Here is a 24,277-nt window from a genome sequence, read left to right as displayed (position 1 = left end):
AGCATCATGATCGAACTGACCGTGACCGACGGCGTCGCCGAGATCGTGCTGAACGCGCCGGAGAAGCTCAACGCGCTCGACCCGGCGGCGATCGCCGAGCTGACGCAGGCCTACGTCGAGGCCGAGCGGATGTCGCAGCTCGGCGAGGTGTGGGCGCTCGTGCTGCGCGGCGAGGGGCGCGCATTCTGCGCGGGCCGTGACATCTCGGGCGTCGACCCGCGCGAAGACGACGTGCTGGGCTACCTCGGCGGCCTCGTCGAGCCGCTGCTGCAGCGCATGGCGGGGTTCCCCGCGCCGACGTTCGCGGTCGCCCACGGCGCGTGCCTCGGCGTCGGACTCGGCCTGCTCATCGCGAGCGACATCGTGTACGTCGCCGACACCGCGAAGATCGGCTCGCCGTTCGCGAACCTCGGGGCCACCCTCGACTCGGGAGGGCACGCCCTCTTCGTCGAGCGGCTCGGCGCGCACAAGACGATGGACCTCATCGTGACCGGTCGCCTGATGTCGGGCACCGAGGCGGTCACCGCAGGGCTGTTCTCGCAGGTGTTCGCCGCCGACGAGGTGACGGATGCGGCCCGCGCCGCGGCCCGAGCCGCGGCATCCGGAGCGACCCAGGCGTTCGTCGCCTCGAAGCGGCTCGTCGCCGCCCTTCGCGACGAGCGGCTCGGCCTCTGGGCATCGATGGCCGAGGAGAACCGCGCCCAAGCCGCGCTCTGCGACACCGCCGACTACCGCGAGGGCTTCGCAGCGTTCCAGGAGAAGCGCAAGCCGGTCTTCACCGGCTCACGCTGACCGCGGAGCCCTGCCCTGCGATCGACTCGAGATCGGCGTGCCCTCGAAGTAGTGCGTACCGAGTCCGACGGTGACTGCAGTGACGGCACCGGGCACCCACACGTCGGCGACGACGCCGTACGGCACCACGACCTCGAGCAGCACGCGACCCGCCTCGATGCGCCATGAACTCGTGATGCGGCCGTAGGGGGAGTCGAAGTCGACGCGGGCGTGCGAGAGCTGGCCCGTGACGAGCGGTCGCACGATGACGCGCCGCCAGCCCGGCGCGGCCGGAGCAAGACCTCCGACCGATCGGTGCAGCCAGTCGGCGACCGCTCCATAGGCGTAGTGGTTGAACGACGTCATGGTGCCCGTGTTCACGCTGCCGTCGGGCAGCATCGAATCCCATCGCTCCCAGATCGTGGTGGCGCCCATCGTGACGGAGTACAGCCACGACGGCGGTGCGGTCTCGAGCAGCATGCGATGGGCGACATCGGGGCGGCCGCCCACGCACAGGGCATCGAGGATGAGCGGTGTGCCGACGAAGCCGGTGGCGACGCGATACTCGGCGGCGATGACCAGTTCCACGAGGCGGTCGCCGGCGGCGTCGCGCGCGCCGGGGTCGGCGATGAGGTCCCAGCAGAGCGCGAGCGCGTAGACCGTCTGGCAGTCGCTGAGAACGCGCCCGCCCGGGGTGACGTACTCGTGGTTGAACGCACGGGCGATGCGCTCGGCGAGCAGTCCGTAACGCTGGGCGTCGTCGGCGCGGCCGAGCGTCGTCGCCGCGGCAGCGAGCAGGCCCGCCGACCGTGCGTAGTACGCCGTGGCCACGACGTAGGGGTCGGCCGCGGCCTTCGCCGGTTCCTCGGGCGGTGCCGTCGGGTCGAGCCAGTCGCCGAACTGGAAGCCGGTGTTCCAGAGGTGATCGTCGCCGGCGAGGCTCGTCACCTTCTCGACCCACGCACGCATCGACGGATACTGTCGTTCGAGCATGTCGCGATCGGCATACGACAGGTGCAGCGCCGACGGCACGATCGTTGCGGCGTCGCTCCACGCCGCAGCGGCGGGGTTCTCCTCGCGCAGCACGTCGGGCACCACGTACGGCACTCCGCCGTCTGGGCGCTGCTCTGCGGCGAGGTCCTCCAGCCACCCGGCGAGGAAGCCCGAGGTGTCGAAGAGCGTGGCGGCGGTGGGGGCGAACACCTGGATGTCGCCGGTCCAGCCCAGCCGCTCGTCGCGCTGCGGGCAGTCGGTGGGCAGGTCGAGGAAGTTGCCGCGCATGCCCCAGACGACGTTCTCGTGCAGTCGGTCGACGAGCGGGTCGGATGTCTCGAACCACCCGGTTCGGCGCAGGTCCGAGCCGAGCACGAGCGCCGTCACGTCGGCGGGTTCGAGCGCGGGCACTCCCGTGATCTCTGCATACCGGAAGCCGTTGAAGGTGAAGGTGGGATGCAGCACCTCGCGTTCGGCCCCGCTCAGCACGTAGCTCGAGGTCACCTTGGCGCTGCGGAGCGGACGCAGGGCGAGCTCGCCCGCCTCGAGCACCTCGGCATGGCGAACGGTGACCTCGTCGCCGGCACGGCCACCGCGCACGACGAGCTCCACCCAGCCGACGAGGTTCTGCCCGAAGTCGACGATCGTCGCGCCCGAGGGCGAGACCGACACCGCCGCGACCGGCACTCGCTCGGTCACGCGCACCGGGGGGCTTCGACGCGCCACGAGCCGCGCGCGGTCGCCCGGCACGATCTCGACGGGCTCGCTCGACGCGCGGTCGGGCACGTTCGGCACTCGCATGTCGCGACGCTCGCCGTCGTAGAGGTCGTCGAAGAGGATGCCGCTCGGGCTCGCCCGCCACGAGGCATCCGTCGCGATCACCCGGCGTGAGCCGTCGGTGAACTCGAGCTCGAGCTGCGCGAGCAGAGCGAGCCGGTCGCCGTAGCTCGAACGGTTGCCTGGCCAGACGAGCTGACCGCGATACCAGCCGTTGCCGATCATGGCGCTCAGCGTGTTCTGCCCTCGGCGAAGCTCGCCGAGCACGTCGTGCGCCTGGTACCGCAAGCGGCGCTCGTAGGCGGTCCAGCCCGGGGCGAGCACGTCGTCGCCGATGCGGGCGCCGTTCAGCGAGGCCTCGTAGACGCCGTGCGCGGTCGCGAAGAGCCGGGCGCGCACCGGCAGCTCGTCGAGGTCGAAGTCGGCGAAGACGAGCGGAGCGCCGTCGGCGAGCCCGCCGATCGACACCGGGCTCACGAACTCGGCCGACCAGTCGTCGACGTCGAGGAGGCCGATCTCGAGAGGAACGGAGTCGCTCCACTCGGTCCACCGAGGGCCGGAGCCGACGCGCACCCGCACGCGGCCGTGCTGCCGGGACTCGAGTGGGGCGAGCGGCCAGTCGACGAGCACGCTCTCACCGCTCGCGACGGCGGCGACGGATGCCGCGCCTGACGCATTCCGGAACTCGACCTCGTAGCGGTCGGACCGCCAGCCGGCGTCGACCGTGTCGAGCACCCACGAGAGCCGGGGCGCCGGGGTTCCGAGCGCAGCACCGGGATCGGCCTGCTCGAGCTGCAGGCGTTCGACCGTCGCGGTCGGCGCGTCAGGTGGTCGCGGCGGTTCTGCGGCGCCTGGTAGCACCGGGTTGTGCACTGTCATCTACTCGAGCCCGGTTCCGACGACGCCCTTGATGTACCACTTCTGAAGCACGATGAAGACGATCAGCACCGGGATCATGGCGATCACGGCGCCGGCCAGGCCGACGGCCGGCGAGATCGTCGAGTTCTCTCCGCCGGCGAGGGGCGCGAGCGCGACGTTGATCACCCGTTGCGCCGGGTTCGGCGCGACCACCAGCGGCCAGATGTACATGTTCCAGGCCGTCAGGAAGCTGATGGAGCAGAACGTCGCGAGCGCCGGCTTGGCCAGCGGCAACGCGATCGAGCCGAAGACGCGCGGCCACCCGGCACCGTCGATGCGGGCCGCCTCGATCAGGCCCGGCGGGAGCGTCGCGAAGAACTGGCGGAAGAGCAGGATGGCGAACGCGCACTGCGCGGCCATCGGGATGATGAGGCCGGCGAAGGAGTTCAGCCAGCCGAGCTGGAACGTCACGACGAAGAGCGGGATGAGCGTGAGGTTCGCGGGCACGAACATCGGCACGACGAGCGTCGCGAGGATCAGCCCCGTCCACTTGAACGGGATCTTGGCGAGGGCGAAGGCGGCGGGCAGCGAGATGAGGAGCTGGAGACCCACGACACCGAGACTGAAGATGAAGGTGTTGCCGATCACCTGCGGCGTGAGGAAGTTCCACGCGTCGGCGAAGTTCTGCCAGATGGGCGTCTCGGGCAGCAGCGGCTGCGGGAAGGCGTTGATCTCGCGTGCCGACTTGAGCGAGCCCGACACCATGAAGAGCAGGGGGATCGCGAGCACGAGTCCGCAGACGACGACGAGCGCGTAGCGAAAGGCGTTGTAGAGGCGCGGATGCATCAGCTGCGCTCCTTCCGGGTGCGGACGATCGCTCGAGAGAGCAGCACGATCACGATGATCAGTACGAGTTGGAAGAGGGAGAGCGCGCTCGCGTAGCCGATGTCGCGCTGCGTGAACGCGACCTTGTACGAGTACAGCGCGAGCGACTGCGTGGTGCCGAGCGGACCTCCGTCGGTCATGATCAGCGCGATCTCGAAGGAACCGCTGACGAAGCCGACGGCCTGCAGCACGGCGATGAGCAGGGTCGTGCCCCACACATTGGGCCAGGTCATGCTCCAGAGCTGACGCCACTTGCCGGCGCCGTCGAGCGACGAGGCGGCGTAGATGTCTTCGGGCACCCGCTGCAGGCCGGCGAGGTAGAGGATGATGACGATCGGCAGCGCGCCCCAGATCATCATGATCACGAGTGCGGGCCGCGCCCAGGTCGGGTCGGAGAGCCAGTTGGGGCCGTCGACGCCGAAGAGCGCGAGGAACTGGTTCACGAGCCCGCTGCGCCCGTTGTACAGGTTCACCCAGATGATGGCCGCGACCGCGGCGGAGGCGATCATCGGCGTGAAGTAGAGCACGCGCCAGGCGCCGATGCCGGGCATATTGCTGTTGACCACGACGGCGAGCAGGAACCCGATGATGATCGTGGGAATGACGCCCATGACGACGAACAGCACGGTCACCCCGAGGGCCTGCCACATGTCGGGGTCGGTGAACAGCCGGACGATGTTGTCGAGGCCGACGAAGACCGGTGTGCCGAAGAGGTCCCACTCGAAGAAGGCGAGCACGAGACCGCCGACGGCCGGCACGATCACGAAGATGAAGAAGCCGATCATCGCCGGCGAGACGAAGAGGGTGGCGGTGAGCGCGTCGACTCGGCGGTTGCGGCGACCCGGGGGGTGCGCTGCCGGCACGAGCGGTCGGGCGGCATCCGCGCTGGGCGGAGGGGTCTTCGTCAATGGTGGTGCTGTCACGGGTGGTTCCTCCGAACGGGATCCGGGTGCGGGAACCGACGTTCCCGCACCCGATTCTCGACCTACTTGGTTTCCTTGGCGATGGCGTCGTTCACGGTCGCCTCCGCCTCCTGGAATGCTTCGGCGATGTCGCGGCCCTCGAGGAGCACCTGCTGTGTCGCCTTCTTGGTCGCCTCGGACATGACGCTCGCGCTCGCGCCCGGCATCTGGGTGAGCAGCACCGCGGTGCGGGCGGACTCGCCGAAGATCGCGATGTTGGCGGGCGGGGGCGAGACGTCCTTCCAGGTGCCGTTGTCGATGCCGTCGTCGGTCGGCGGAATGACCCCGCCCACCTCCTGGGCGATCTTCATGCCGGCGTCGGTGTCGTAGAACCAGGAGAGGAACGCCCACGCGGCATCCTGGCTCTGGCTCGTCTGCGCGATCGAGAGGCCGTACGAGCCGCCGCCGGCCGTCGAGTTGCCGTCGATCGTCGGGAGCACCTGCACGTCCCAGTCGGCGTCGGCGAGCGTCGTCTTCGTCTGCGGCACGGCGCCGCGCGAGCCGATGCCCATCGCGATGCTGCCGGAATCGAACTTGAGCGTGGGGTCGTCGGCGGTCGTCGTGTACTCTCCCGACGCCGTGCCGTATGGGGCGAGCAGGGTCGTCCAGGCCTCGATGGCCTCGGGCTGCCCGATGCCCGACGTGCCCGTCTCGGGGTCGTAGACGAAGCCGCCGTAGGCCTGGATGACCGGACCGTAGACGATCTGCGCCGTGCCGTCGCCGAGCGGAGCGGCGAGCCCGGTGATCGCGCCACCGGACTTCGTCTGGATCTCCTCCGCAACCCGGTACATGTCCTCCCAGGTCCAGTCGGCCTCGGGGTACTCGGTGACGCCGACCTCGTCGAAGAGCGTCTTGTTGTAGAAGAGGCCCACGGAGTCGGCGCTCACCGGAAGACCGGTGACCTGGTCGGGGTTGTCGAGCGGGCGGTACTGCCCGACGAACTGCGGCAGGAAGTCGTCGATCGTCAGGTCGCCGAGCTTGCCGTCGTCGATGCCGGGGGCGAGATCGAGCGTGACGTTGTTCTTGGCGAGGGTGTCGGCGAGGAAGTCGACGTTGAAGAACACGTCAGGAAGCTCACCGCTGAGCCGGGCGGTCGCAAGCTGCTGCGCGTACTCGGCAGCGTCGTCGGTGGTGCTGCGCACCTCGACCGTGCGGTCGGGGAACGCCTCCATGTACGCGTCGGCGTATTCCTGGAACTGGGGCTCGAGGCCCGTGACGGTCGTGAGCACGATGGTGCTGCCCTCGACCTCACCGGCTGCGCCGGTGGCGTTCGAGCCGGCGCATGCCGCGAGCAGCGGCAGCACCGCGAATGCTGCGGTGGCGACGGCCAGTCGACGGTTGCGTGTAGGACGTGACGTCATTGTCCACATTTCCTTTCCTGTGGTGGGTGCAAGGGGCGGAGATGGCGTCGTCCGGGGGCAACACCGTTGTTGAAACCTTTCACTTCATCGTTCTTCACCCGCATGAGAATGTCAAGCGTCGATATCAAAACGTTTCAGAGCAGTGATCTGTCGCCGAGCAACCGGGACGGCGGCCACGCCAGCGTCGCAGCGCCGGGGTCATGATACGTTTCAACGATTCTCCGCACGAAAGGGACGTCGATGACGATGCAACCTCCGGGTCGAAGCGACGCGGCCGAACGCCTGGCGCATCCGAGTTCCAGCATGACGGCCGAGGGCTTGCGGGTCGATGCGCGCACGACGCTGCGCACCGATCGGTTCATCGCACTCGCGACGACTTCCCGCCCTCGCCTGTCGTGGACGGTGCCGCTCGTGCGCGATGGTCAGTCGCAGACGGCTTTCGAGGTGTGCGTGCTCGATGAGACCCGTTCAGCGACCATCTGGACGAGCGGGGTCGTCGAGAGCGGGGACCCATGGGTGCGGGTCGCCGTCGACCTGCCCGCCCACTCGCACCATCTCGCCACCGTGCGCACTCGGGACGAGCGCGACGAGTGGTCGGACTGGTCGAAGCCCGTGCCGCTCGAGACCGGACCCCACACGATCGCCGACTGGGGCGGCGCCGAATGGGTGTCCGCGCCGGCGCTCAGCGTGCTCCGCCGCGCCTTCGACGTCGCGAGCACTCCGCGCCGCGCGCGCTTGCACCTGACCGCGCAGGGACTCGTGCGCGCCAGCCTCAACGGCCGCCCGGTCAACCCCGCATCGAGCGATCCCTCGCGCGCCGATGCCGATCGCGCACTGTTCCGCAGCTACGACGTGAGCGATCTCCTTCGGCTCGGTGACAACGCGCTCGACCTCGCGATCGCGCATGGCGAGTGGAAGCGCACGGGTCTCGACCCGCGGGTGCTCGCGGTACTGGTGGTCGAGCACGGCGACGGCTCCCGCTCGTTCCACGGCACGGGCGAGGGCATGGTCTCGGGTGCCGGGCCGGTCACCATCGAGGACCCCTTCTACCTCGAGGCCCACGAGCCCGGTCGAGCGATCGAGTTCGCTGCGGCATCCGTCGCCGTGCTCGACGCGGCCGAGCGCCCTGCCGGGTTCGGCGAGCCGCCCGCGAACGTGACGCCCGACCCCGGCCCGCCACTGCATGTCGTCGAGACCATCATCCCCGCGCTGGTCGCCGCACCCGAGCCGGGCGTGCTGCTCTTCGACGTCGGGGTCAACGTGGCGGGGCGCAGCCGCCTGATGTTCGAGGCCGACCTGCCGGCAGGAACGGTGATCGAGACCGTGCACGGCGAGCACCTCGGCGCCGACGGTCGACTCGACACGACGAACCTGACGATGCCGTTCGATCTCGGGCGGGTGCGCCAGGCCGTGCGGTACACGATCGGAGCCGCGGACGGCGACGGGTCGAGCCGCGTGCTCGAACCGTGGTTCAGCTATCACGGGTTCCGCTACCTCGAGGTGCGTGGCGTTCCCGACGAGGCGATCGTGCGCGTGGAGGTGCGCACGCTGCACAGCGATCTGCGCCCGAGCGGCACGCTCGCCACCGATTCCGTCGCCGTCGACACGCTCATCACGCGCGGCCGACGAACCCTGCTCAACAACGTGCACGGCATTCCGGAGGACTGCCCGACCCGCGAGCAGGCGGGCTGGACCGGTGACACCGCGAGCGCCGCCGACTTCGACTTCTCGGCGTTCGACATGCAGGCCTTCTTCACCAAGTGGCTCGGCGACCTCCGAACGAGTCGGCAACCGAACGGCGCGATACCCGCGATCGCACCCGACGTTCGGGCTGAGCGCATTCCGTCCGATCCTGTCTGGGGTGCAGCGCTGCAGCGGGTGCTCGAAGGGCACTGGCTGCACTACGGCGACCTCGATGTCGTGCACGAGACACTGCCGACGCTGCGAGCATGGGTCGACTTCCAGCTCGGCTGCGCCACTGCCGACGGCATCATCGGGGGCTCGCCGATCAGCTACGGCCACGACTGGCTCGGGCTCGAGCAGACCCCGCCCGAGCTGCACCACACTGCGGCGACGCTCGATGCGCTGCGCGTGCTCGCCGAGTTCGAAGAGCTCGTCGGCGCCACGGATGTCGCGGCTGCGCGTCGTGCGCAGGGCGACGATCTTCGGCGGGCTGCGCGAGCGAGCTTCGTCGACTCGGCAGAGGGGCGCCTGTCGGTGGGCAACGGCTCTCAGGGCTCGCTCGCGATCGCGCTCGAGAGCGGATGGCTCACTGCCGCCGAATCGGTCGTCGCCGTCGGCCGGCTCGAACGCGACGTGCGTGCACGCGGCAATCGGCTCTCGTCGGGCTTCGCCACGACGCGCACCGTGGTTCGCGCGCTGGCGCGCCACGGTCATTCGCAAGCGCTCTTCGACGCACTGCACCAGCCGGCGGAGCCGGGCATCGGCGCGATGCTCGACCACGGACCCGGAACGTTCTGGGAGTGCTGGTGGATCGACCCAGAGAACACCGGCACCGGTTCCCTCGATCACATCGGTCTCGGCGGTCCATTCGCCGGATGGGCCTGGCAGTCCCTCGCCGGCGTGCGGCCCGTCGCGGGCGGATTCTCGCGATTCGTCGTCGAGCCGCGAATGGTCGACGGACTCACGACCCTCTCGCTCGAGACCCGTACGGTGCGCGGCACGATCGAACTGCACTTGCGCCGTGACAGGTCGAGACTCGAGCTCGACCTGGTCGTCCCCGTCGGATCGGAAGCGGTCGTGCGGCTGCCCGGCGCGGCCGAGGAGACGGTCGGATCCGGTCGGCATCGGTTCGTCGCCGCAGTGAGCGTGCCCGCGCGCGTGGCACCCGTGGTGCAACCGCCGTGGCGGCCGCCGGCGTGGGCGCCGTCGTCGACCGACGTCGACGGCGACGAGTTGCTGCTGCAGTCGGCGATCGCCGACCGGCGCTTCGAGGTGGCGGGGTCGGCCGAGTCGATCGCCGTGGTCGACCGATGTGTGTGCATGCCGGTGCCGCACGCGCAGCTCGAAGGGCCGCTCCTGCACGTGACCGGTGTGGAATCGCTCGCACCCGACGGCCCGCTGGCCAGAATCACCATGCCGGCTCCCGCCGACCTGTCGGACGCCCGATTCGTCTTCGCGATGTTCGACCTGTGCGCCGACGACTCGATGCGACCGGTCGAGACCGTTCTGCGCGTCGTCGCCGCTGATGGAACGACCCTCGAGACGAAACAGCGACTCTGGCCTGCGGGCTGGAATCGAACGACGCTCGATCTCGTCGGATGGGCCGGAGCGGCCTCGGTGGTAACGATCGAGGCCGGGCTCGACTACCTCGACGCAGTGGCGGAGGCCGGCTCCTCGGCATCGCCGCAGCGACCCGCTGCCTTCCACCTCGGTCGCGTCGGATCCTCCCGCGCGCGCCGCACCTGGCCGTAGGCACGCGGGCGTCTACACCACGGCACACGACGACGGACCGAGCTCACACGTCGAGGATCGCGACCGGGGTCGACTGGAACTCGCGCTCGTGCAGCACTGCCTTGAACCAGTGGGCCGACTTCTTGTAGGCACGGTCGCCCGTCTCGGGATGAACGCTGAGCAGACCGAAGCGCATCGTGTACGCGGCGGACCACTCGTAGTTGTCGAGCAACGACCACGCGTAGTAGCCCCGCACGTCGAGGCCCGACTCATGCGCAAGGACGGCGTTCTCGAGGAACGCGGCGAGGTACTCGATGCGCTCGTCGTCGACTTCCGCTCCATCACGCATCTCGCCCTCGAGAGCCGTGCCGTTCTCGGTGATGTAGATCGGCACGGTGACGCCGTACTCGTCGCGCACCAGACGAACGGCCTCGGTGAGGGCGTCGGGGTAGAGTTCCACCCCGTTGGAGAGGTAGTTCCCGCCCGGCTGATGGTTCTCGCCCTCGAATCGATCGGTCGCGTCCGTGTTCGAGTCGACCATCACGCGGGCGTAGACGTTGATGCCGAGGAAGTCGATCGGCTCGCCGGCGAGCCGGGCATCGCCGTCTTCGATCACGGGGAGCGTGCCCTCTGCTTCGAGCCGGTCCAGGATCCGCGGGCTGAGGCCGCCCGCGAAGAGCTCGTCGAGGAAGAACCGGAAGCTGTCGTCTTCATCGCGGAGTGCGATGCGGTGGTTCTCGAGTGTGTCGGCGACGACGTGACGCTTCCACACGTCGATGACGATGCCGATCTCGCCCGTTGCACCCGATTCGCGGAACGCGCGCACGGCCCTGCCGTGCGCGAGCATCGCGTTGTGCATCGCCTGCTTGCCCCGCTTGGGGTCGTCGAGCCCCGGAGCGAAGATCGGCATGCCGTACCCGACCCACAGCGCGATCGGCTCGTTCAACGTCGACCACAACGGCACGCGATCCCCGTACCGCTCGAATGCGACGCGCGCGAACTCCTCGAACCAGTCGGCGACGTCGCGATTCGACCAGCCGCCGCGGTCTTGCAATGCCTGGGGGAGGTCCCAGTGGTAGAGCGTGACATTGGGCTGGATGCCGGCGTCGATGAGGCCGTCGATGAGCCGGTCGTAGAATTCCAGCCCCGCCTCGTTCACCTCGCCGACCCCGTTCGGCAGGATCCTCGACCAGCTCAGCGACAACCGATACGAGTCGACGCCGAGGTCCTTCATGATCGCGATGTCTTCTTCGAACCGGTCGTAGTGATCGGCCCCTCGGTCGCCGGGCACATTGCCACGGGTGTTGCCCGGGGTCTGCGAGAACGTGTCCCAGATGGATGGACCCCGTCCGTCGCGGTCCACGGCTCCCTCGATCTGGTATGCGCTCGTCGCCACACCGAGAATGAACCCCTCGGGAATCCGTATCCGTGTCATCGTTCTCCTCTTCCTGGCGAGTCTGAGGTCATGGCGAATCCTGGGCGTGCAGGCGCGCGTACGCTCCCTGCGCCGCGAGCAGGGCGCCATGATTGCCCACCTCGACGATGCCTCCGTGATCCATCACCACGATGCGGTCGGCACCACGGATCGTCGAGAGCCGGTGCGCGACCACGAGTGAAGTGCGACCCTGCATGAGGGTGTCGAGCGCGCCCCTGACCTTCGCCTCCGATTCGCTGTCGAGCGCGCTCGTCGCCTCGTCGAGCAGCAGGATGCGAGGGTCGCGGATGAGTGCTCTCGCGATCGCCAGCCGCTGCCGCTGCCCGCCCGAGAGCCGGGCACCGCGCTGGCCGACCATCGTCTCGAGACCCTCGGGCAGCTCGTCGACGATCTCGGCGGCATTCGCATCGACGAGTGCTCGCCGCACGCGATCCTCCGAGACATCCGTCAGCCCATAGGTGACGTTCTCCAGGATGCTGCCCTCGAAGAGCACCGACTCCTGCGGAACGACTGAGACGAAACTCCGATAGGTGCGCAGGTCGAGGCGTTCCATGTCGCGTCCGTCGAGCAGCAGCCGACCGGCGGTGGGGCGGATGAATCCGAGCACAAGATTGATCGTCGTGGACTTGCCCGACCCCGACGCCCCGACGAACGCGACGGTCTCACCGGGCTGGATATCGAGGTCGATGTGATCGATGGTCGGCCGATCGGCATCCGGAAATGAGAACCCGACCCGTTCGAAGGTGATCTGGCCGACGACGCGGTCGACCACGGTCTTGCCCTCGTTGCGCTCGAGATCGGGATCCTCGAGCACCTCGGCGATCGACTTGATCGATTCGACGCCGCGCGAGACGATCGGGGTGAGCCCGACGAGCTGGGTGATCGCACTCGTCAGCGTCGCGAAGTACGTGCTGAGCAGCACCACTTGGCCGGCGGTGATCGGCACGATGCCCGAGATGGCCGCCCATCCCGCGAGCCCGAGACAGAGGGTCGACAGCACCTGGAACGAGACCCACGACATGCTCTCGAATCGGGAGTTCAGGCGGTCGAGCGCGAGGCCGGCCCGCTTGACGTTCTCCGCCGTCTCGGCCACGCGGGTCGAGGCGGTGCGTTCGAGCCCGTGCGCGCGCGTGATCGGGATGAGCGAGGCCATTTCGCCGACGCGTGCCGACAGGTCTTCCATCTCGCGCCGGAACGCCTCGTTGCGTCGGGCCGCGCGATGCCGCATGCCGGCTACGAGGCCGGCCGCGATCGGCACGGTGATCGCGAAGACCAGGAGGAAGGCGGGAGCCTGGATCGCCGTCACGGTGATCGAGCCGATCAGGATGCTGAGCGAGACTGCGACGACGGGGAAGACCTGCTGCATGAGCAGTTCGACGTTCTCGACGTCGCGAACGATCTTCGTCTGGATGATCGATGCGCTCTTGCGCGTGTGATAGCCGATGGAGAGGCCCTGCAAGTGGTCGGTCAGGGCATTGCGCAGGTCAGCGGCGACCGAGCGGTACGCCCTGCTGTACATCCGCACGTACCAGATGTGATTCGGGGTGTTCAGGAGCAGCACGAGCACCGTTCCGGCGACGAGGATCCAGAGCCGCCCGAAGTCGGCCCCGTCGCCCCCGCCTTCGGTACCGGCGACGACGGTGTCGATGATCTGCGCCGTGAAGACGGGCACGAGCCAGATGGGGCAGTCCTTGACGGCGTGGAACAGCACCGCCGCGACGACACGACCTCGATAGGGGCGAAGCATGCTGCCGATGGACCGGATGGGGTGACTTGCACGGACGTGCACAACAGCTCCGAAGCTCGGGGGCGGGTGCGGACCAGAGCGCGACGGCTCGTGATCGGTCACCTCGGGAAAGCGAGACTGAAAGGTTTCACTGACGAGTCATCATGGAGTGATGCTCCGGGGCTGTCAAGCACCGGTCAGCGTGGAGAGGAGCTCTCTCGCACGATGAGCTCGGGCGAGAGCTTCAACTGCTCGTGGCTGTGATCGGGGTCGTCGGCTTCGTCGAGCACGAGGCGGATGGCGTGCTCGGCGAGTAGACCCGTGGACTGGCGCACTGTGCTGAGAGGGACGATCGCGGACTCGGCGTAGTCGATGTCGTCGTAGCCGACGACGGCGATGTCGCGTGGCACGCTGAGCTGATCGGACATCACGAGCGCCTGCAGCACCCCGAGGGCGAGCAGGTCGTTCGCCGCGAACACGGCGTCGGGGCGCTCGGCGGCGGGCATCGCCTCGATGACCGCGCCGGCGGCGCGACCGTCGGCGATGGTCTGATCGTCGGTGTCGACGTGCGTGAGGCGCACGCCCTGGTGCTCGGCGCAGACCCGCTGCGCACCGAGCCACCGGTCTTCGACCTGATGCAGGGGCCCGCCGAGGAAGGCGATGTGGCGCCGGCCCGACTCGATCAAGTGGCGTGCGACGAGCTCGCCGCCGGCTCGGCCATCGAGTGTGACCGAGCAGAAATCGCGATCGGCGTGGATGTCGAAGAGGATGAGCGGCATGCCCCGGGCGCGCAGCCGCCGCATGCGCTGCGTGATGCCGTCAAGTGGCGCGACGAGCATTCCCCGCACCCGCTGCTCCTCGAAGAGATCGAGATAGCGATCTTCCCGGGCCTCGAGCTGGTCACTCGAGCCGAGCACGACGGTCTGGCCGGCCTCCTCGGCGGCCGCTTCGGACGCGTGCGCGAGGTCGGCGAAGAACGGGTTGGCCACGTTGAGCACGATCATGCCGAGCGTCGTGCCGGCGCCCATCTTGAGCTGGCGAGCGAGGTCGTTGCGCACGAATCCGAGTTCGTCGATCACCGCGAGCACTCGAGCGAGGGTCGTGGGAGAAACTCGATCGGGTTTGTTGAGCGCGTTCGAGACGGTGCCGACCGAGACTTGGGCCGCTTCGGCGACATCCCGTATGCCGACTGCCCTGCCCATCGCCCCTCCGACCGTTCGGTGTGAGCTCCATCCTAGGAGTCGGCCGGGCCGTGAACCGACCATTCGCCCGGCTCGATCTGAAACTTTTCAATTCGCAGCGGCGCTTCGGGTCGTCGACCACGCGCCCTGCATGTCCGCGCATCCGTGGCGGAACCTGTTGACAGTGGCCGGATTCTTGAATACGATGCGTGAAACGTTTCAGTATCACCGACATCGAGCAATGGAGCTATCCGATGGGCATGAGCAGCAACCGTTTCACGGCGAGTCGACGTTCGTTCCTCAAGGGGGCCGGTCTCGTCGCCGCCGCGACCACGCTGGTGGGGCGCACTGCGCAGGCCGAGACCGCAGCCGCGGCGGAGGCCGCGACCTATCGACTCGAGAACGGCTTCGTCAGCATCGCCGGCGCGTACGGCAAGCTGACCCGGCTGGCGTGCGATCCAACGGGCAATGGGCAGTACCAACCCACCGCATTCAGCTCGCTGTACATCGGCGAGTCCGACTTCTACGAGGCGGGCTTCAACGACGGCGTCGCGTGGACGGCGACCGAGACCACCCTGAACGTCACGGGCATCCAGATTCCGTCGGCGTCGGACCTTCGGCAGGCTCAGCTCAATGCGCCGGTGCCGCTCAACCCCGGACAGACGCTCGGCCAGACGTTCACGGCGTCGGCGCACCGCTTCTTCCGCGTGGGCGGCCAGTTCCCGACGTGGAGCAACCAGAACTCATCGATGAAGCTGACGCTCTACTCGGGTACCCCGGCGACCGGCCTGACCGAGATCGGCAGCACGGTCGTGAGCCCGGTGCAAGACAACGGCTGGGCCTACGTCGACGTGCCGGCCCAGCCGGCCGGCGTCTACTACCTCGAGGCGTCGGATGCCGCGGGCACGCCTGGGTGGTGGGCGCAGGGCGGCTCGACCACCGTCGATGTCGGCGGCTCGTCGTACGCCGATCGCACCCAACTAAGCGGGCGCACGATGACGATCGACGTCGTCGGCTTCAACGTCGATGGCCTCGCATCGTGGCAGTTCGAACTCAATGGTCCGACTCTGCAGCTGTCGTACGAGCTGGAATGGCAGGGCGACCCGCGCGCCGATCCGGGCCTCACGATGAACACCTCGTGGGTCAAGGACGGCTACTCGATCGACGCCGCCGACGGGGTGCTGTTCAGTCGCTTCATCGGTGACGACGGCTACTACATCCCGTCGCAGCAGTTGAAGCGCCGTGCCGCGTGGACCAACCCCGTGCTCGGCAACAAGTGGGTCGGAGCCACCGGAACCGGCCCGTACGACCTTCGCATCTCGGCGCCCGTGCCGATCCTCGACGGCACGATGGCCGCCGACTCGATGGCCCTCACGCTGAACACGGGCGGCACCGACGCCGCGACGGTGATCTCGCGTTCGATCGCCATCGAGGTGCAGCCTCACACCGACGCCCTGCCCGACGTCTTCCCCGTCTTCACCGCATCCGACGACGTGCGAGCCACCCAGCTCTCGACGTTCTACTGGGAGAGGGCGCTGAGCTTCCGGTTCAGTGGGCACGCCGCCGACTGGGCCGATTGGGAGGGCCGCATCCTCGACTGGACGGGAACGGTCGGCGCCGACGAGCAGTCCGCCAGCCTGCTCAACACGAAGCTCGACGACAACGGGTACGTCTGGTCGTGGCCGGACTCGCAGGGCTGGCCCTTTCCCGATCCGAAGCTCTACGACAGCAGACACTTCACCTCCAACGCGATGTACGTGCTCGCGACGTGGCGCTACTTCTCATGGACCGGGGATTCCGCGTTCCTCACCACCATGCTGCCGCGGGCGAGGAAGGCCATGGACTTCTACCTCGACTCCCTCGGCGGGAGCAGCGGAGCCGTGACGATCGACTCGCCCGACCACAGCGGGCGAGACGGCGCCGTTCCCTCCAACTACTGGGACATCACCTCGCACGGGCATCTCGACGCGTACGTCAACGCGTACTTCTACGGTGCCCTCGAAGCGATGGCGCAACTCGAGGACTTCGTCAAGGAGAAGAAGCGCGCGAAGCAGCTGAGAGCGCTGCGGCCGATCGTCGCGCAGCGCTACAACGAGCTCTTCTGGAACGACACCGACGGTCGCTACATCCAGTCCATCGATGTCGACGGAGTCGTGCACGACTACGGTGCGACCTACGTCAACCTCGAAGCCGCGTCGTTCGGACTGCCCTCCGAGGGCCAGGCCGCACGGATCTTCGAGTGGCTCGACCACGGCCACACCGAGCTGCAGGACTCGGTCGTGCTCATCGAGGGCGGCGGCCTGGCGCCGAAGATCGAGCCCGACCGCACCATGGGGCAGAGCTTCACCGCCAACGCCGCGTTCACGAGCGTCGCCGCGCGGTTCCCGACCTACGGCACGCGCGGCGCCACGTTCACGATGACCCTGTACCAGGGCGTGCCCGATGGCACGTCACCGGTGCAGATCGCCGAACGGCAGTTCAGCGACTGGGGCGACGGCAGCGTGGCGCACATCGACGTGCCGAAGCAGGCGCCCGGGGTGTACTACCTCGAGGTCTCGAACGTCACGGGCACGCTCGCATGGTGGTCGTCGATGACGTCGGTGCCCGGTGCGCTCGCGTATGCCGATGGGCTCCCCGCAGTGGATGCCAGGTCGCGGTTCGTGGCAGCACTGGGCGAGCACTTCGAGGGGCCGGCCGACATCTACTCGAGATGGGTCTTCGCACCGAGGGCGACGACTCGACGCAACAACTACTGGTTCTTCCTCAACAATCTCAACACCCCGTGGGAGCACCAGGTGCAAGACGGCGGAGCGATCCTCTACACCTCGGGCTTCGACGTGATGGCCCGTGCCCGATACCGATCGGCCGACGACGCCTGGGCGCGGTTGACCGCGATTCTCGATCGGTGGAACGAGCCGGACCACATCTCGGGCGGCACCCCGCTCTTCCGAGGCGAGAGCACCGTCGACAGCGGCACCGGCAGCACCTCCGTCGGAACGGACATCCCATTCCCCGAGAGCGGCCTCGTGCCCGCGAGCTTCATGTACGCCTTCATCGGCGTCGAGGCGGAGCCCGATGCCCTCGTGATCACTCCGAACCTGCCGTCGACACTGAGCCATGCCGGTGTGCGCAACCTGTACTGGCACGGCAAGCGATACGAGGTGCGGGTGACGCGCGACCGCATCACGGTGGAGGGCGGCGGCAACACGGTGACCCGGCCGTACAAGGCTGGCAAGCCGGTGCGGTTGAAGGCCGCACAACTCGCGCCCTGAGGCGCGTTGCTCGACCGCGCGTCTCAGTTCACTGGCCGGATTGGTCGTGGTCGGAGATGTCGCGGTCGAGGTCGTCTTCGATCAGCAGGTCGCGGCGCACGTGGTCGCTGCGATAGGCCGAGCGTCCGAGCATGTGCGCCGTCATCGGCTGGGTGAGCAGCTGGAACGTCATGACGAGCACCACCGTCGTGAGCACGCCCCACGTGGGCACCTGCACGACGATCGCGACGAGCACCGTCGCGAGGCCGAGCACCTGCGGCTTCGTGGCGGCGTGCAGGCGGGTGAGCACGTCGGGAAAGCGCACGATGCCGATGCCGGCGGCCATCGACAGGAAGGCGCTCACGAGGATGAGCAGCGCGACAGCGATCTCGGCGGCGCTCACGAGGCATCCTGCTTCGCCATGAATCGTGCGATGGAGATCGAACCGACGACCGCGAACATCGCGAGCACGAGCATCACCACGAGGGTGTCGGTGTGCGTGTTGATCGCCATCTCGGCGCCGAGCGCGCAGATCGCGATGGCGAGCAGCACGTCGGTCGCGAGGGCCCGGTCGAGAATCGACGGGCCGCGGATGATGCGGAAGACGGCCGCGATCGCACCGATGCCGAACATCACGCCAGCGATGATGCTGACGATCTCGAGAAACGTCATGCGCGGACTCCCTTCGAGTGGTCGTGTGCTGCGCGGCGTTCACGACGAGCGGCCCGAACGGATGCCGCCTGCCCGCGGGTGCCGATGGCGAGCACGATGCGCTCCTCGGTGCCGAGCACGTCGCGCCGCACCCGGTCGATGTCGGCCTGGGTGCGGGTGCCGAGCGCGTGCAGGTAGAGCAGGCCGCGCTCGCGGTCGATGTCGACCACCACGGTGCCCGGCACGACCGAGATCGCCTCGGCCGTGAGCGTCGTGACGAGGTCGGAGCGGGTGAGCAGCTGCACGGCGATGATCGAGTTCATCGGCTTCCACCGCGGGTCGATCGCGAGCACGGCGACCTGCAGCGACGCGATCGTGACGTCCCACATCATGCGGAGGCCGAGCAGCAGCCCGCGCCACACGTTGAAGCGACCGCTCAAGAGCACCGGTGGCAGGTACAGCACGCGGGTCACGCCGATCGCGAGCAGCACGCCGGTGACCACGGTGAGCACGGTGACCTGGTCCCAGAGGAAGACCCAGAGGAACACGAGGGCGACGAGGAGCGGCAACTGGCGCCAGACGGAGCGCCAGCGCGAGACATCCGCTGCAGCATGCGTCATCGGATGCCTCCCGGGAACACCGTCGAGACGTACACGCCTGCGTCGAGGAGGTTCTCGGCCGCGCGGCCGGTGAGGTCGAACATGGGGCCGGCGAAGACGGTCAGGCAGATCGTGAGCATCACGAGCGCGCTCGTCGCGACGACCATGAGCACTGGCGTCGTGCGGGTCGCGGTCACCGTCGCGCCCTCGGGCGCCTCGAGCACCGAACCGAGCAGCACCGACTCGTAGCCCTCGAGTTCTGAGCGACCACGCCAGAACGCCATGTTCCAGAACCGGGTGAGGGCGTAGAGCGTGATGAGCGAGGTGAGTGCGCCGACGCCGATCACGACCCAGATGAGCCAGGCCGTGCCCGGGGCATCCGCTGCGCCTTCTGCGCCGGCGAGGAACAGGCCGGTCTTGCCGAGGAAGCCGGAGAACGGCGGGATGCCGCCGAGGTTCAGCGCCGGAATGAAGAACAGCACGCCGAGGAGCGGCGAGGCCTTCAAGAGGCCCGCGAGCCGGTTGATGGAGGTCGCGCCGCCGAAGCGCTCGATGAGTCCGGTGGTGAGGAAGAGGGTCGTCTGCACCGTGATGTGGTGCACGACGTAGTAGATCGTCGCCGCGTAGCCGAGCTGCGAGCCGAGCGCGATGCCGAAGATCATGTAGCCGATGTGGCTGACGAGCGTGAACGAGAGCAATCGCTTGATGTCGGCTTGCGTGAGCGCGCCGAGGATGCCGATCAGCATGGTGAGTGCGCCGACCACCATGAGCAGCACCGTCACGTCGCTCTCGACGAACATCACCGTCTCGGTGCGGATGATGGCGTAGACGCCGACCTTCGTGAGCAAGCCCGCGAACACGGCGGTCACCGGTGCTGGCGCCGTCGGATAGGAGTCGGGCAGCCAGAACGACAGCGGGAAGACCGCCGCCTTGATGCCGAACGCGATGAGCAGCAGCAGGTGGAGCATGAGCTGCACGCTGTCGGGCAGCTCGGCGAGGCGCACCGAGAGCTGGGCGATGTTCACGGTGCCGGTCGCGCCGTAGACGAGGGCGATCGCGCTCAGGAAGAAGAGCGAGGAGACGAGGCTCACGATGATGTACGTGACGCCCGCGCGGATGCGCTCGCCCGTGCCGCCGAGGGTGAGCAGCACGTAGCTCGCCGAGAGCAGGATCTCGAAGCCGACGTAGAGGTTGAAGAGGTCGCCGGCGATGAAGGCGTTGAAGACGCCCGCCGACAGGATGAGGTAGCTCGGGTGGAAGATCGAGACCGGCGTCTCGCGATGCTGGTCGGCGATGCCCTGGCCCACCGAGTACACGAGCACGACGAGCAGCATGATCGCCGAGATCACGAGCATGATCGCCGAGAGTCGATCGACGACGAGGGTGATGCCCCACGGGGCATCCCAGCCGCCGACGTAGACGACCGCGGGGCCGGTGGTGTCGACGGCGACGAGCAGCACGGCGGCGATCACCGTGACCGCCGAGAGCACGCCGAGGCTCACGGCCATCTGCGCTCGGCGGTGCCGGCCGAGGATGAGCGCGCTCGCCGCCCCGAGCAGGGGCAGCAGCACGACGAGAGGCACGAGCACGGCGGTCACGGCTTGCCCTCCTCGTCGTCTCGATCACGAGCGGATGCCTCGAGCTCGAGCTCCTCTTCGAGGTCTTCGTCGGGCTCTTCGTCACTCGCGTCGATGAGGTCTTGAATGGCCTGGTCGTCGGCCGCCGAGCTGCGGATGAGGTCGGCCGCCTCTTCGGCGTCTTCGGTGAGGTCGGCGGTGTCGTCGACGAGGTCACCCTCCGCGCCGAGCTGGGCCAGCCACCACGAGCGGTAGATGAGCGCGAGCATGAAGGCGGTGATGCCGAGGTTGATGACGATCGCGGTCAGCACGAACGCCTGCGGAAGGGGGTCGGAGATCTCGTCGGCGTCGACGCCCTCACCGAGCAGCGGTGCGAGGCCGGGTGCGCCGCTCATCAGGTAGATGAGGATGTTCACGGAGTTGCCGACGAGCAGGAACCCGATGAGCACCCGGGTGAGGCTGCGCTCGAGCATGATCGAGACGCCGGCGCCGAAGAGCACGGCCATGAGCGCGACGAGGGTCAGTGAGGCGGTCACGATCGTGCCTCCTCGGTGCGTTCGACGCTGGGCTGGCGGGCGCCGTCGCCCGGCAGCCGGGCACCGGCCGAGTACTCGTCGCCGTCGGCGAACTCCGCGCCCTCACCGGGGGTGCCGCCGTGTTCATCACCGTGCTCGCCGTCGCCCGTCGTGAACGCGCCGTCGCCTTCGTCGGCCGTCTGCCGCTCCTCTTGGCGATCGACCTCGCCGCCGAGCGAGCGCAGGATGTCGAGCACGAGGCCGACGACCACGAGGTAGACGCCGATGTCGAAGAGTGTGGACGTGCCGATCGAGATCGTGCCGAGCAGCGGCACCTCGGTCTCGAACCACGCGGATTCGAACACCGGGCCCCCGAAGAGCAGCGAGCCCGCTGCGGTGCCGGCGGCGAGCAGCAGACCCGTGCCGAGCAGACGGCCGGCGTCGACCGGTGCCGCTTCGCCGAGTTCGTAGCGGCCGCCGGCGAGGTAGCGGGCGACGAGGGCGAGACCCGCGAGCAGGCCGCCCGCGAAGCCGCCGCCGGGGGCGTTGTGGCCGACGAAGAGCAGGAAGACCGACACGATGATCGCGGGGTGGAAGAGCAGCCGCACGAGCACCTCGATGAGGATCGAGCGGTTGCGCGGCGAGATGGTGCGGCCCGCCAGGAGCCACGTCTGCCGGGTCTCGGCGGCCTCGCCCGCGGCATCCGATTCGCCAGCAGTGTCGGCGAGGCTCGTGCGAGGCGCCCGAATGCTCCAGGCCGGCTCGGGCACCGGACGCAAGCGGTCGCGACGGTTGACGCCCTCGTCGACCGCGTCGAGGCGCGGCGCCCCGCCGGTACGGCCCGACACGAAGATGAGGCTCGCGACGCCGGTCGCCACGGCGACGAGCACCGAGATCTCACCGAGGGTGTCCCACGCGCGGATGTCGACGAGCATGACGTTCACGATGTTCTTGCCGTGCGCCTCGAGCGCGAGCGCGGGCAGACCGCCGGCGATGGTCGGCTGGATGCGTGCGCCGAGCGCGACGAGGCCGAGCACTGCCATGACGAGACCGGCGAGCGCACCGATGATGCCCCGCGCGAGCTTGTGCACCGGCGGGTTGCGCTGCGCGATCTGCTTCGGCAGCCGGCGCAGCACGAGCACGAAGACCACGAGCACGATCGTCTCGACGAGCGCCTGGGTGAGCGCGAGATCGGGTGCGCCCGACATGCCGAACAGCAGCACGAGGCCGTAGCCCGTGACGCTCACGAGCAGCACCGCGGTCATGCGCTGGCGAACCGTGGCGGCGGCGACTGCGGCGATCGCCATGACGAGGGCGAGGAACGGCTGTGCCGGGTAGTCGAAGAGGCGGATGCCGGCGGGCCACGACGTGTTCATGATGGATGCCGCGCCGAGCCCGCCGATGAAGACGGTCATGATGATCGCGAGGTAGCCGGGCAGGCCGCGGGCCTGGATCGCCGTGGTGATCGAGGCCGCGACCCGGTCGACGACCGACACGATGCCGAGGTAGCCGCGCGCCGAATCGAGCACCGGTGCGACGGAGGCCTGCAGACGGGCGACGCGCTGACGGCCCCACACGAGCAGGGCACCGAGCGCGAAGACGACGGCCGAGAGCGCGAGCGCCGGCTCGAGCCCGTGCCAGAGCGCGAGGTGGTAGTCGTGGCCGCCCGGCAGCTCGTCGGCGTAGCTCGCGAGCAGCGGTTCGATGAACGGAATGGCGAAGGTCGACACGACACTCGCCGCTGCGAGCAGCCCCGGGGCGACCGCGATCGCGGGGCTCTCGGCGTGCAGCGGCGTGTCAGCGACATCCGTCTTGGAGAAGAAGGCGCCCCAAATGAATCGCACCGTGTAGGCGACCGTGAGCACCGAGCCGGCGACCGCGCCGATGAGGGCGACCCACGCCCACGAGTCGCCGGCCGCGACCGCGTCGAGGAAGGCGGTGAACACGGCCTCTTTGGCGACGAAGCCGATGAGCGGGGGCACGCCGGCCATCGAGGCGGCGGCGATGAACGCGATCGTGGCGATCACCGGCATGCGCCGGCCGACGCCCGAGAGCTTGCGCCAGTCGCGCGTGCCGGCGGCGTGGTCGACGATGCCGACCACGAGAAAGAGAGCGGCCTTGAAGAGCGCGTGCGCGAGCAGCAGCGCGACGCCCGCGAGCGCTGCGTCGCGCGTGCCGAAGCCCGTCACCATGACGAGGAAGCCGAGCTGGCTCACGGTGCCGTAGGCGAGCAGAAGCTTGATGTCGTACTGGCGAAGGGCGCGCCAGCCGCCGACGAGCATCGTGAGCGCGCCGAGGCCGATGACGATCGGATGCCACACCTCGAGCTCCGCGTAGCCGGGGGCGAGGCGGGCGACGAGGTAGACGCCCGCCTTCACCATGGCGGCGGCGTGCAGGTACGCGCTGACGGGTGTGGGCGCGGCCATCGCCGCCGGCAGCCAGAAGTGGAACGGCACGAGCGCGCTCTTCGAGATCGCGCCGAGCAGCACGAGGGCGATCGCCCACTCGCCGGCCGCACCCGTGACGGGGTCGGCGATGAGTTCGGAGAGGCTCGTGGTGCCCCCGGCAACGGCGAGGATGACGAGGCCGACGAGCATCGCGAGCCCGCCGAACGTCGTGACGGTGAGCGCCTGCAGCGCGGCACCGCGGCTCTCTTTGCGGCCGGTGTAGTGGCCGATCAAGAGGTAGGAGAGCACGCTCGTGGCCTCCCAGAACGTGAACAGGATGAACACGTCGTCGGCCGTGACGAGGCCGAACATGACGCCCGCGAAGGCGAGGAGGAGGCCCGCGAAACGGCCGAGCGCGGGCTCGTCGTCGGCGAAGTAGTGCACGCAGTAGAGCAGCACGAGAGCGCCGACGCCCGTGACGATGAGCGCGAGCAGCAGGGCGAGCGCGTCGAGCCGGAAGCTCAGCGAGATGTCTAGGGCGGGAATCCACGGCACGATCTCGACGACGGGCGTGCCCGCGAGCACGCCGGGCAGCCAGGTCAGCAGCAACACGAAGACCGCGGCGGGCAGCAGGGCGATGACCGCGAAGACGCGTCGGCCGAGCCAGCGCGCAAGCAGCGGCATGACGAGCGCGGCAGCCGCGAAGGCAGCGAGGCTGGCGATCATTCACCCTCCTCGCGCTCGCACCGTCCTCCGAGTTTATCGGCAGGCGGTTTCGGGCCCGAGGCGTGTTGTATGCCCAGAGCGGAATCGAGGCGCGGAGGGCGGATCATTGCTCGCACCGGTGTGCCTGGCGGAGCGCCAGTTCATCCGCCGTCGCTGACTGTTCGAGAGCTTTTATGGAATCTCGATAAACCTCGATAAAGCTCCAAAG

General features: G+C 68.7%; 16 protein-coding genes. 3 read left to right on the top strand and 13 right to left on the bottom strand.

All coding sequences use genetic code 11. The annotated features are described in order from the left end of the window. The first annotated feature begins 6 nt into the window (after positions 1 to 6). Positions 7 to 792 carry an enoyl-CoA hydratase/isomerase family protein gene (locus tag H521_RS0108570; protein ID WP_022892611.1) on the top strand — a complete coding sequence of 262 codons (786 nt, stop codon included), beginning with the start codon at positions 7 to 9 and terminating at the stop codon, positions 790 to 792. On the opposite strand, the gene H521_RS22370 is transcribed toward H521_RS0108570, so the two are convergent. The 4 genes from H521_RS22370 to H521_RS0108550 form a co-directional block, all read right to left on the bottom strand. Next, positions 784 to 3,420, bottom strand: a complete 2,637-nt coding sequence (locus tag H521_RS22370; protein WP_022892610.1) for an alpha-L-rhamnosidase — start codon at positions 3,418 to 3,420, stop codon at positions 784 to 786. The two genes, H521_RS0108570 and H521_RS22370, sit on opposite strands and share 9 nt — an antisense overlap. Beyond that, positions 3,421 to 4,245 carry a carbohydrate ABC transporter permease gene (locus H521_RS22365; RefSeq protein WP_022892609.1) on the bottom strand — a complete coding sequence of 275 codons (825 nt, stop codon included), beginning with the start codon at positions 4,243 to 4,245 and terminating at the stop codon, positions 3,421 to 3,423. Then, positions 4,245 to 5,207 carry a carbohydrate ABC transporter permease gene (locus H521_RS22360; protein ID WP_156891321.1) on the bottom strand — a complete coding sequence of 321 codons (963 nt, stop codon included), beginning with the start codon at positions 5,205 to 5,207 and terminating at the stop codon, positions 4,245 to 4,247. Before H521_RS22360 ends, H521_RS22365 begins: the two co-directional genes overlap by 1 nt. 62 nt (positions 5,208 to 5,269) lie before the next feature. Next, positions 5,270 to 6,607 (bottom strand): ABC transporter substrate-binding protein, encoded by a 1,338-nt coding sequence (locus H521_RS0108550; protein WP_022892607.1) that lies wholly within the window; start codon positions 6,605 to 6,607, stop codon positions 5,270 to 5,272. 240 nt (positions 6,608 to 6,847) lie between these two features. On the opposite strand from H521_RS0108550, the gene H521_RS0108545 reads away from it, so the two are divergent. Beyond that, positions 6,848 to 10,042 (top strand): family 78 glycoside hydrolase catalytic domain, encoded by a 3,195-nt coding sequence (locus tag H521_RS0108545; RefSeq protein WP_022892606.1) that lies wholly within the window; start codon positions 6,848 to 6,850, stop codon positions 10,040 to 10,042. A gap of 43 nt (positions 10,043 to 10,085) precedes the next feature. On the opposite strand, the gene H521_RS22355 is transcribed toward H521_RS0108545, so the two are convergent. From H521_RS22355 to H521_RS0108530, 3 genes are all read right to left on the bottom strand, one after another. Continuing rightward, on the bottom strand, positions 10,086 to 11,456 hold the full coding sequence (locus H521_RS22355) for a GH1 family beta-glucosidase (protein ID WP_022892605.1): 1,371 nt from the start codon (positions 11,454 to 11,456) through the stop codon (positions 10,086 to 10,088). A gap of 28 nt (positions 11,457 to 11,484) precedes the next feature. Further along, positions 11,485 to 13,203, bottom strand: a complete 1,719-nt coding sequence (locus H521_RS0108535; protein ID WP_084512177.1) for an ABC transporter ATP-binding protein — start codon at positions 13,201 to 13,203, stop codon at positions 11,485 to 11,487. A 176-nt stretch (positions 13,204 to 13,379) separates the two neighbouring features. Next, positions 13,380 to 14,384 (bottom strand): LacI family DNA-binding transcriptional regulator, encoded by a 1,005-nt coding sequence (locus tag H521_RS0108530; RefSeq protein WP_022892603.1) that lies wholly within the window; start codon positions 14,382 to 14,384, stop codon positions 13,380 to 13,382. A 188-nt stretch (positions 14,385 to 14,572) separates the two neighbouring features. Between H521_RS0108530 and H521_RS0108525 the strand changes: the two genes are divergently transcribed. Beyond that, positions 14,573 to 17,635 (top strand): GH116 family glycosyl hydrolase, encoded by a 3,063-nt coding sequence (locus H521_RS0108525; protein ID WP_156891319.1) that lies wholly within the window; start codon positions 14,573 to 14,575, stop codon positions 17,633 to 17,635. A gap of 28 nt (positions 17,636 to 17,663) precedes the next feature. Here the strand turns inward: H521_RS0108525 and mnhG are convergent, their stop codons facing one another. The 6 genes from mnhG to H521_RS22335 are packed head-to-tail and all read right to left on the bottom strand — an operon-like array spanning position 17,664 to position 24,069. Continuing rightward, positions 17,664 to 18,017, bottom strand: coding sequence for a monovalent cation/H(+) antiporter subunit G (mnhG, locus tag H521_RS22350; protein ID WP_040424223.1), 354 nt, complete (start codon positions 18,015 to 18,017; stop codon positions 17,664 to 17,666). Then, positions 18,014 to 18,286 carry a monovalent cation/H+ antiporter complex subunit F gene (locus H521_RS0108515; RefSeq protein WP_026482083.1) on the bottom strand — a complete coding sequence of 91 codons (273 nt, stop codon included), beginning with the start codon at positions 18,284 to 18,286 and terminating at the stop codon, positions 18,014 to 18,016. The genes mnhG and H521_RS0108515 overlap by 4 nt, the downstream gene beginning before the upstream one ends. Next, complete coding sequence (locus tag H521_RS22345; RefSeq protein WP_040424221.1) at positions 18,283 to 18,885, bottom strand: Na+/H+ antiporter subunit E; 603 nt, start codon at positions 18,883 to 18,885, stop codon at positions 18,283 to 18,285. The genes H521_RS0108515 and H521_RS22345 overlap by 4 nt, the downstream gene beginning before the upstream one ends. Further along, positions 18,882 to 20,462 (bottom strand): Na+/H+ antiporter subunit D, encoded by a 1,581-nt coding sequence (locus H521_RS22340; protein WP_022892601.1) that lies wholly within the window; start codon positions 20,460 to 20,462, stop codon positions 18,882 to 18,884. The genes H521_RS22345 and H521_RS22340 overlap by 4 nt, the downstream gene beginning before the upstream one ends. Then, the gene (locus H521_RS0108500; RefSeq protein WP_022892600.1) at positions 20,459 to 20,977 is read right to left on the bottom strand and encodes an NADH-quinone oxidoreductase subunit K; all 519 of its coding nucleotides are present in this window, start codon (positions 20,975 to 20,977) and stop codon (positions 20,459 to 20,461) included. The genes H521_RS22340 and H521_RS0108500 overlap by 4 nt, the downstream gene beginning before the upstream one ends. Then, entirely contained in the window at positions 20,974 to 24,069 is a 3,096-nt protein-coding gene (locus H521_RS22335; RefSeq protein WP_022892599.1) for a Na+/H+ antiporter subunit A, read from the bottom strand. Before H521_RS22335 ends, H521_RS0108500 begins: the two co-directional genes overlap by 4 nt. Positions 24,070 to 24,277: the final 208 nt, after the last annotated feature.

The sequence above is a fragment of the Agromyces subbeticus DSM 16689 genome, from assembly GCF_000421565.1.
Classification (GTDB): Bacteria; Actinomycetota; Actinomycetes; order Actinomycetales; family Microbacteriaceae; genus Agromyces; species Agromyces subbeticus.
The sequence above is the reverse complement of the archived record's forward strand: the minus strand, read 5'-3'. Positions and strand labels throughout refer to the sequence as shown.

Excerpts from the sequence above, each read along its gene's own strand:
- H521_RS22365 (WP_022892609.1), bottom strand. The coding sequence starts at position 4,245 with ATGCATCCGCGCCTCTACAACGCCTTTCGCTACGCGCTCGTCGTCGTC.
- H521_RS22335 (WP_022892599.1), bottom strand. The coding sequence starts at position 24,069 with ATGATCGCCAGCCTCGCTGCCTTCGCGGCTGCCGCGCTCGTCATGCCG.
- H521_RS0108515 (WP_026482083.1), bottom strand. The coding sequence starts at position 18,286 with ATGACGTTTCTCGAGATCGTCAGCATCATCGCTGGCGTGATGTTCGGC.
- H521_RS0108550 (WP_022892607.1), bottom strand. The coding sequence starts at position 6,607 with ATGACGTCACGTCCTACACGCAACCGTCGACTGGCCGTCGCCACCGCA.
- H521_RS0108535 (WP_084512177.1), bottom strand. The coding sequence starts at position 13,203 with ATGCTTCGCCCCTATCGAGGTCGTGTCGTCGCGGCGGTGCTGTTCCAC.
- H521_RS22355 (WP_022892605.1), bottom strand. The coding sequence starts at position 11,456 with ATGACACGGATACGGATTCCCGAGGGGTTCATTCTCGGTGTGGCGACG.
- H521_RS22370 (WP_022892610.1), bottom strand. The coding sequence starts at position 3,420 with ATGACAGTGCACAACCCGGTGCTACCAGGCGCCGCAGAACCGCCGCGA.
- H521_RS0108570 (WP_022892611.1), top strand. The coding sequence starts at position 7 with ATGATCGAACTGACCGTGACCGACGGCGTCGCCGAGATCGTGCTGAAC.
- H521_RS22345 (WP_040424221.1), bottom strand. The coding sequence starts at position 18,885 with ATGACGCATGCTGCAGCGGATGTCTCGCGCTGGCGCTCCGTCTGGCGC.
- H521_RS0108545 (WP_022892606.1), top strand. The coding sequence starts at position 6,848 with ATGACGATGCAACCTCCGGGTCGAAGCGACGCGGCCGAACGCCTGGCG.
- H521_RS0108530 (WP_022892603.1), bottom strand. The coding sequence starts at position 14,384 with ATGGGCAGGGCAGTCGGCATACGGGATGTCGCCGAAGCGGCCCAAGTC.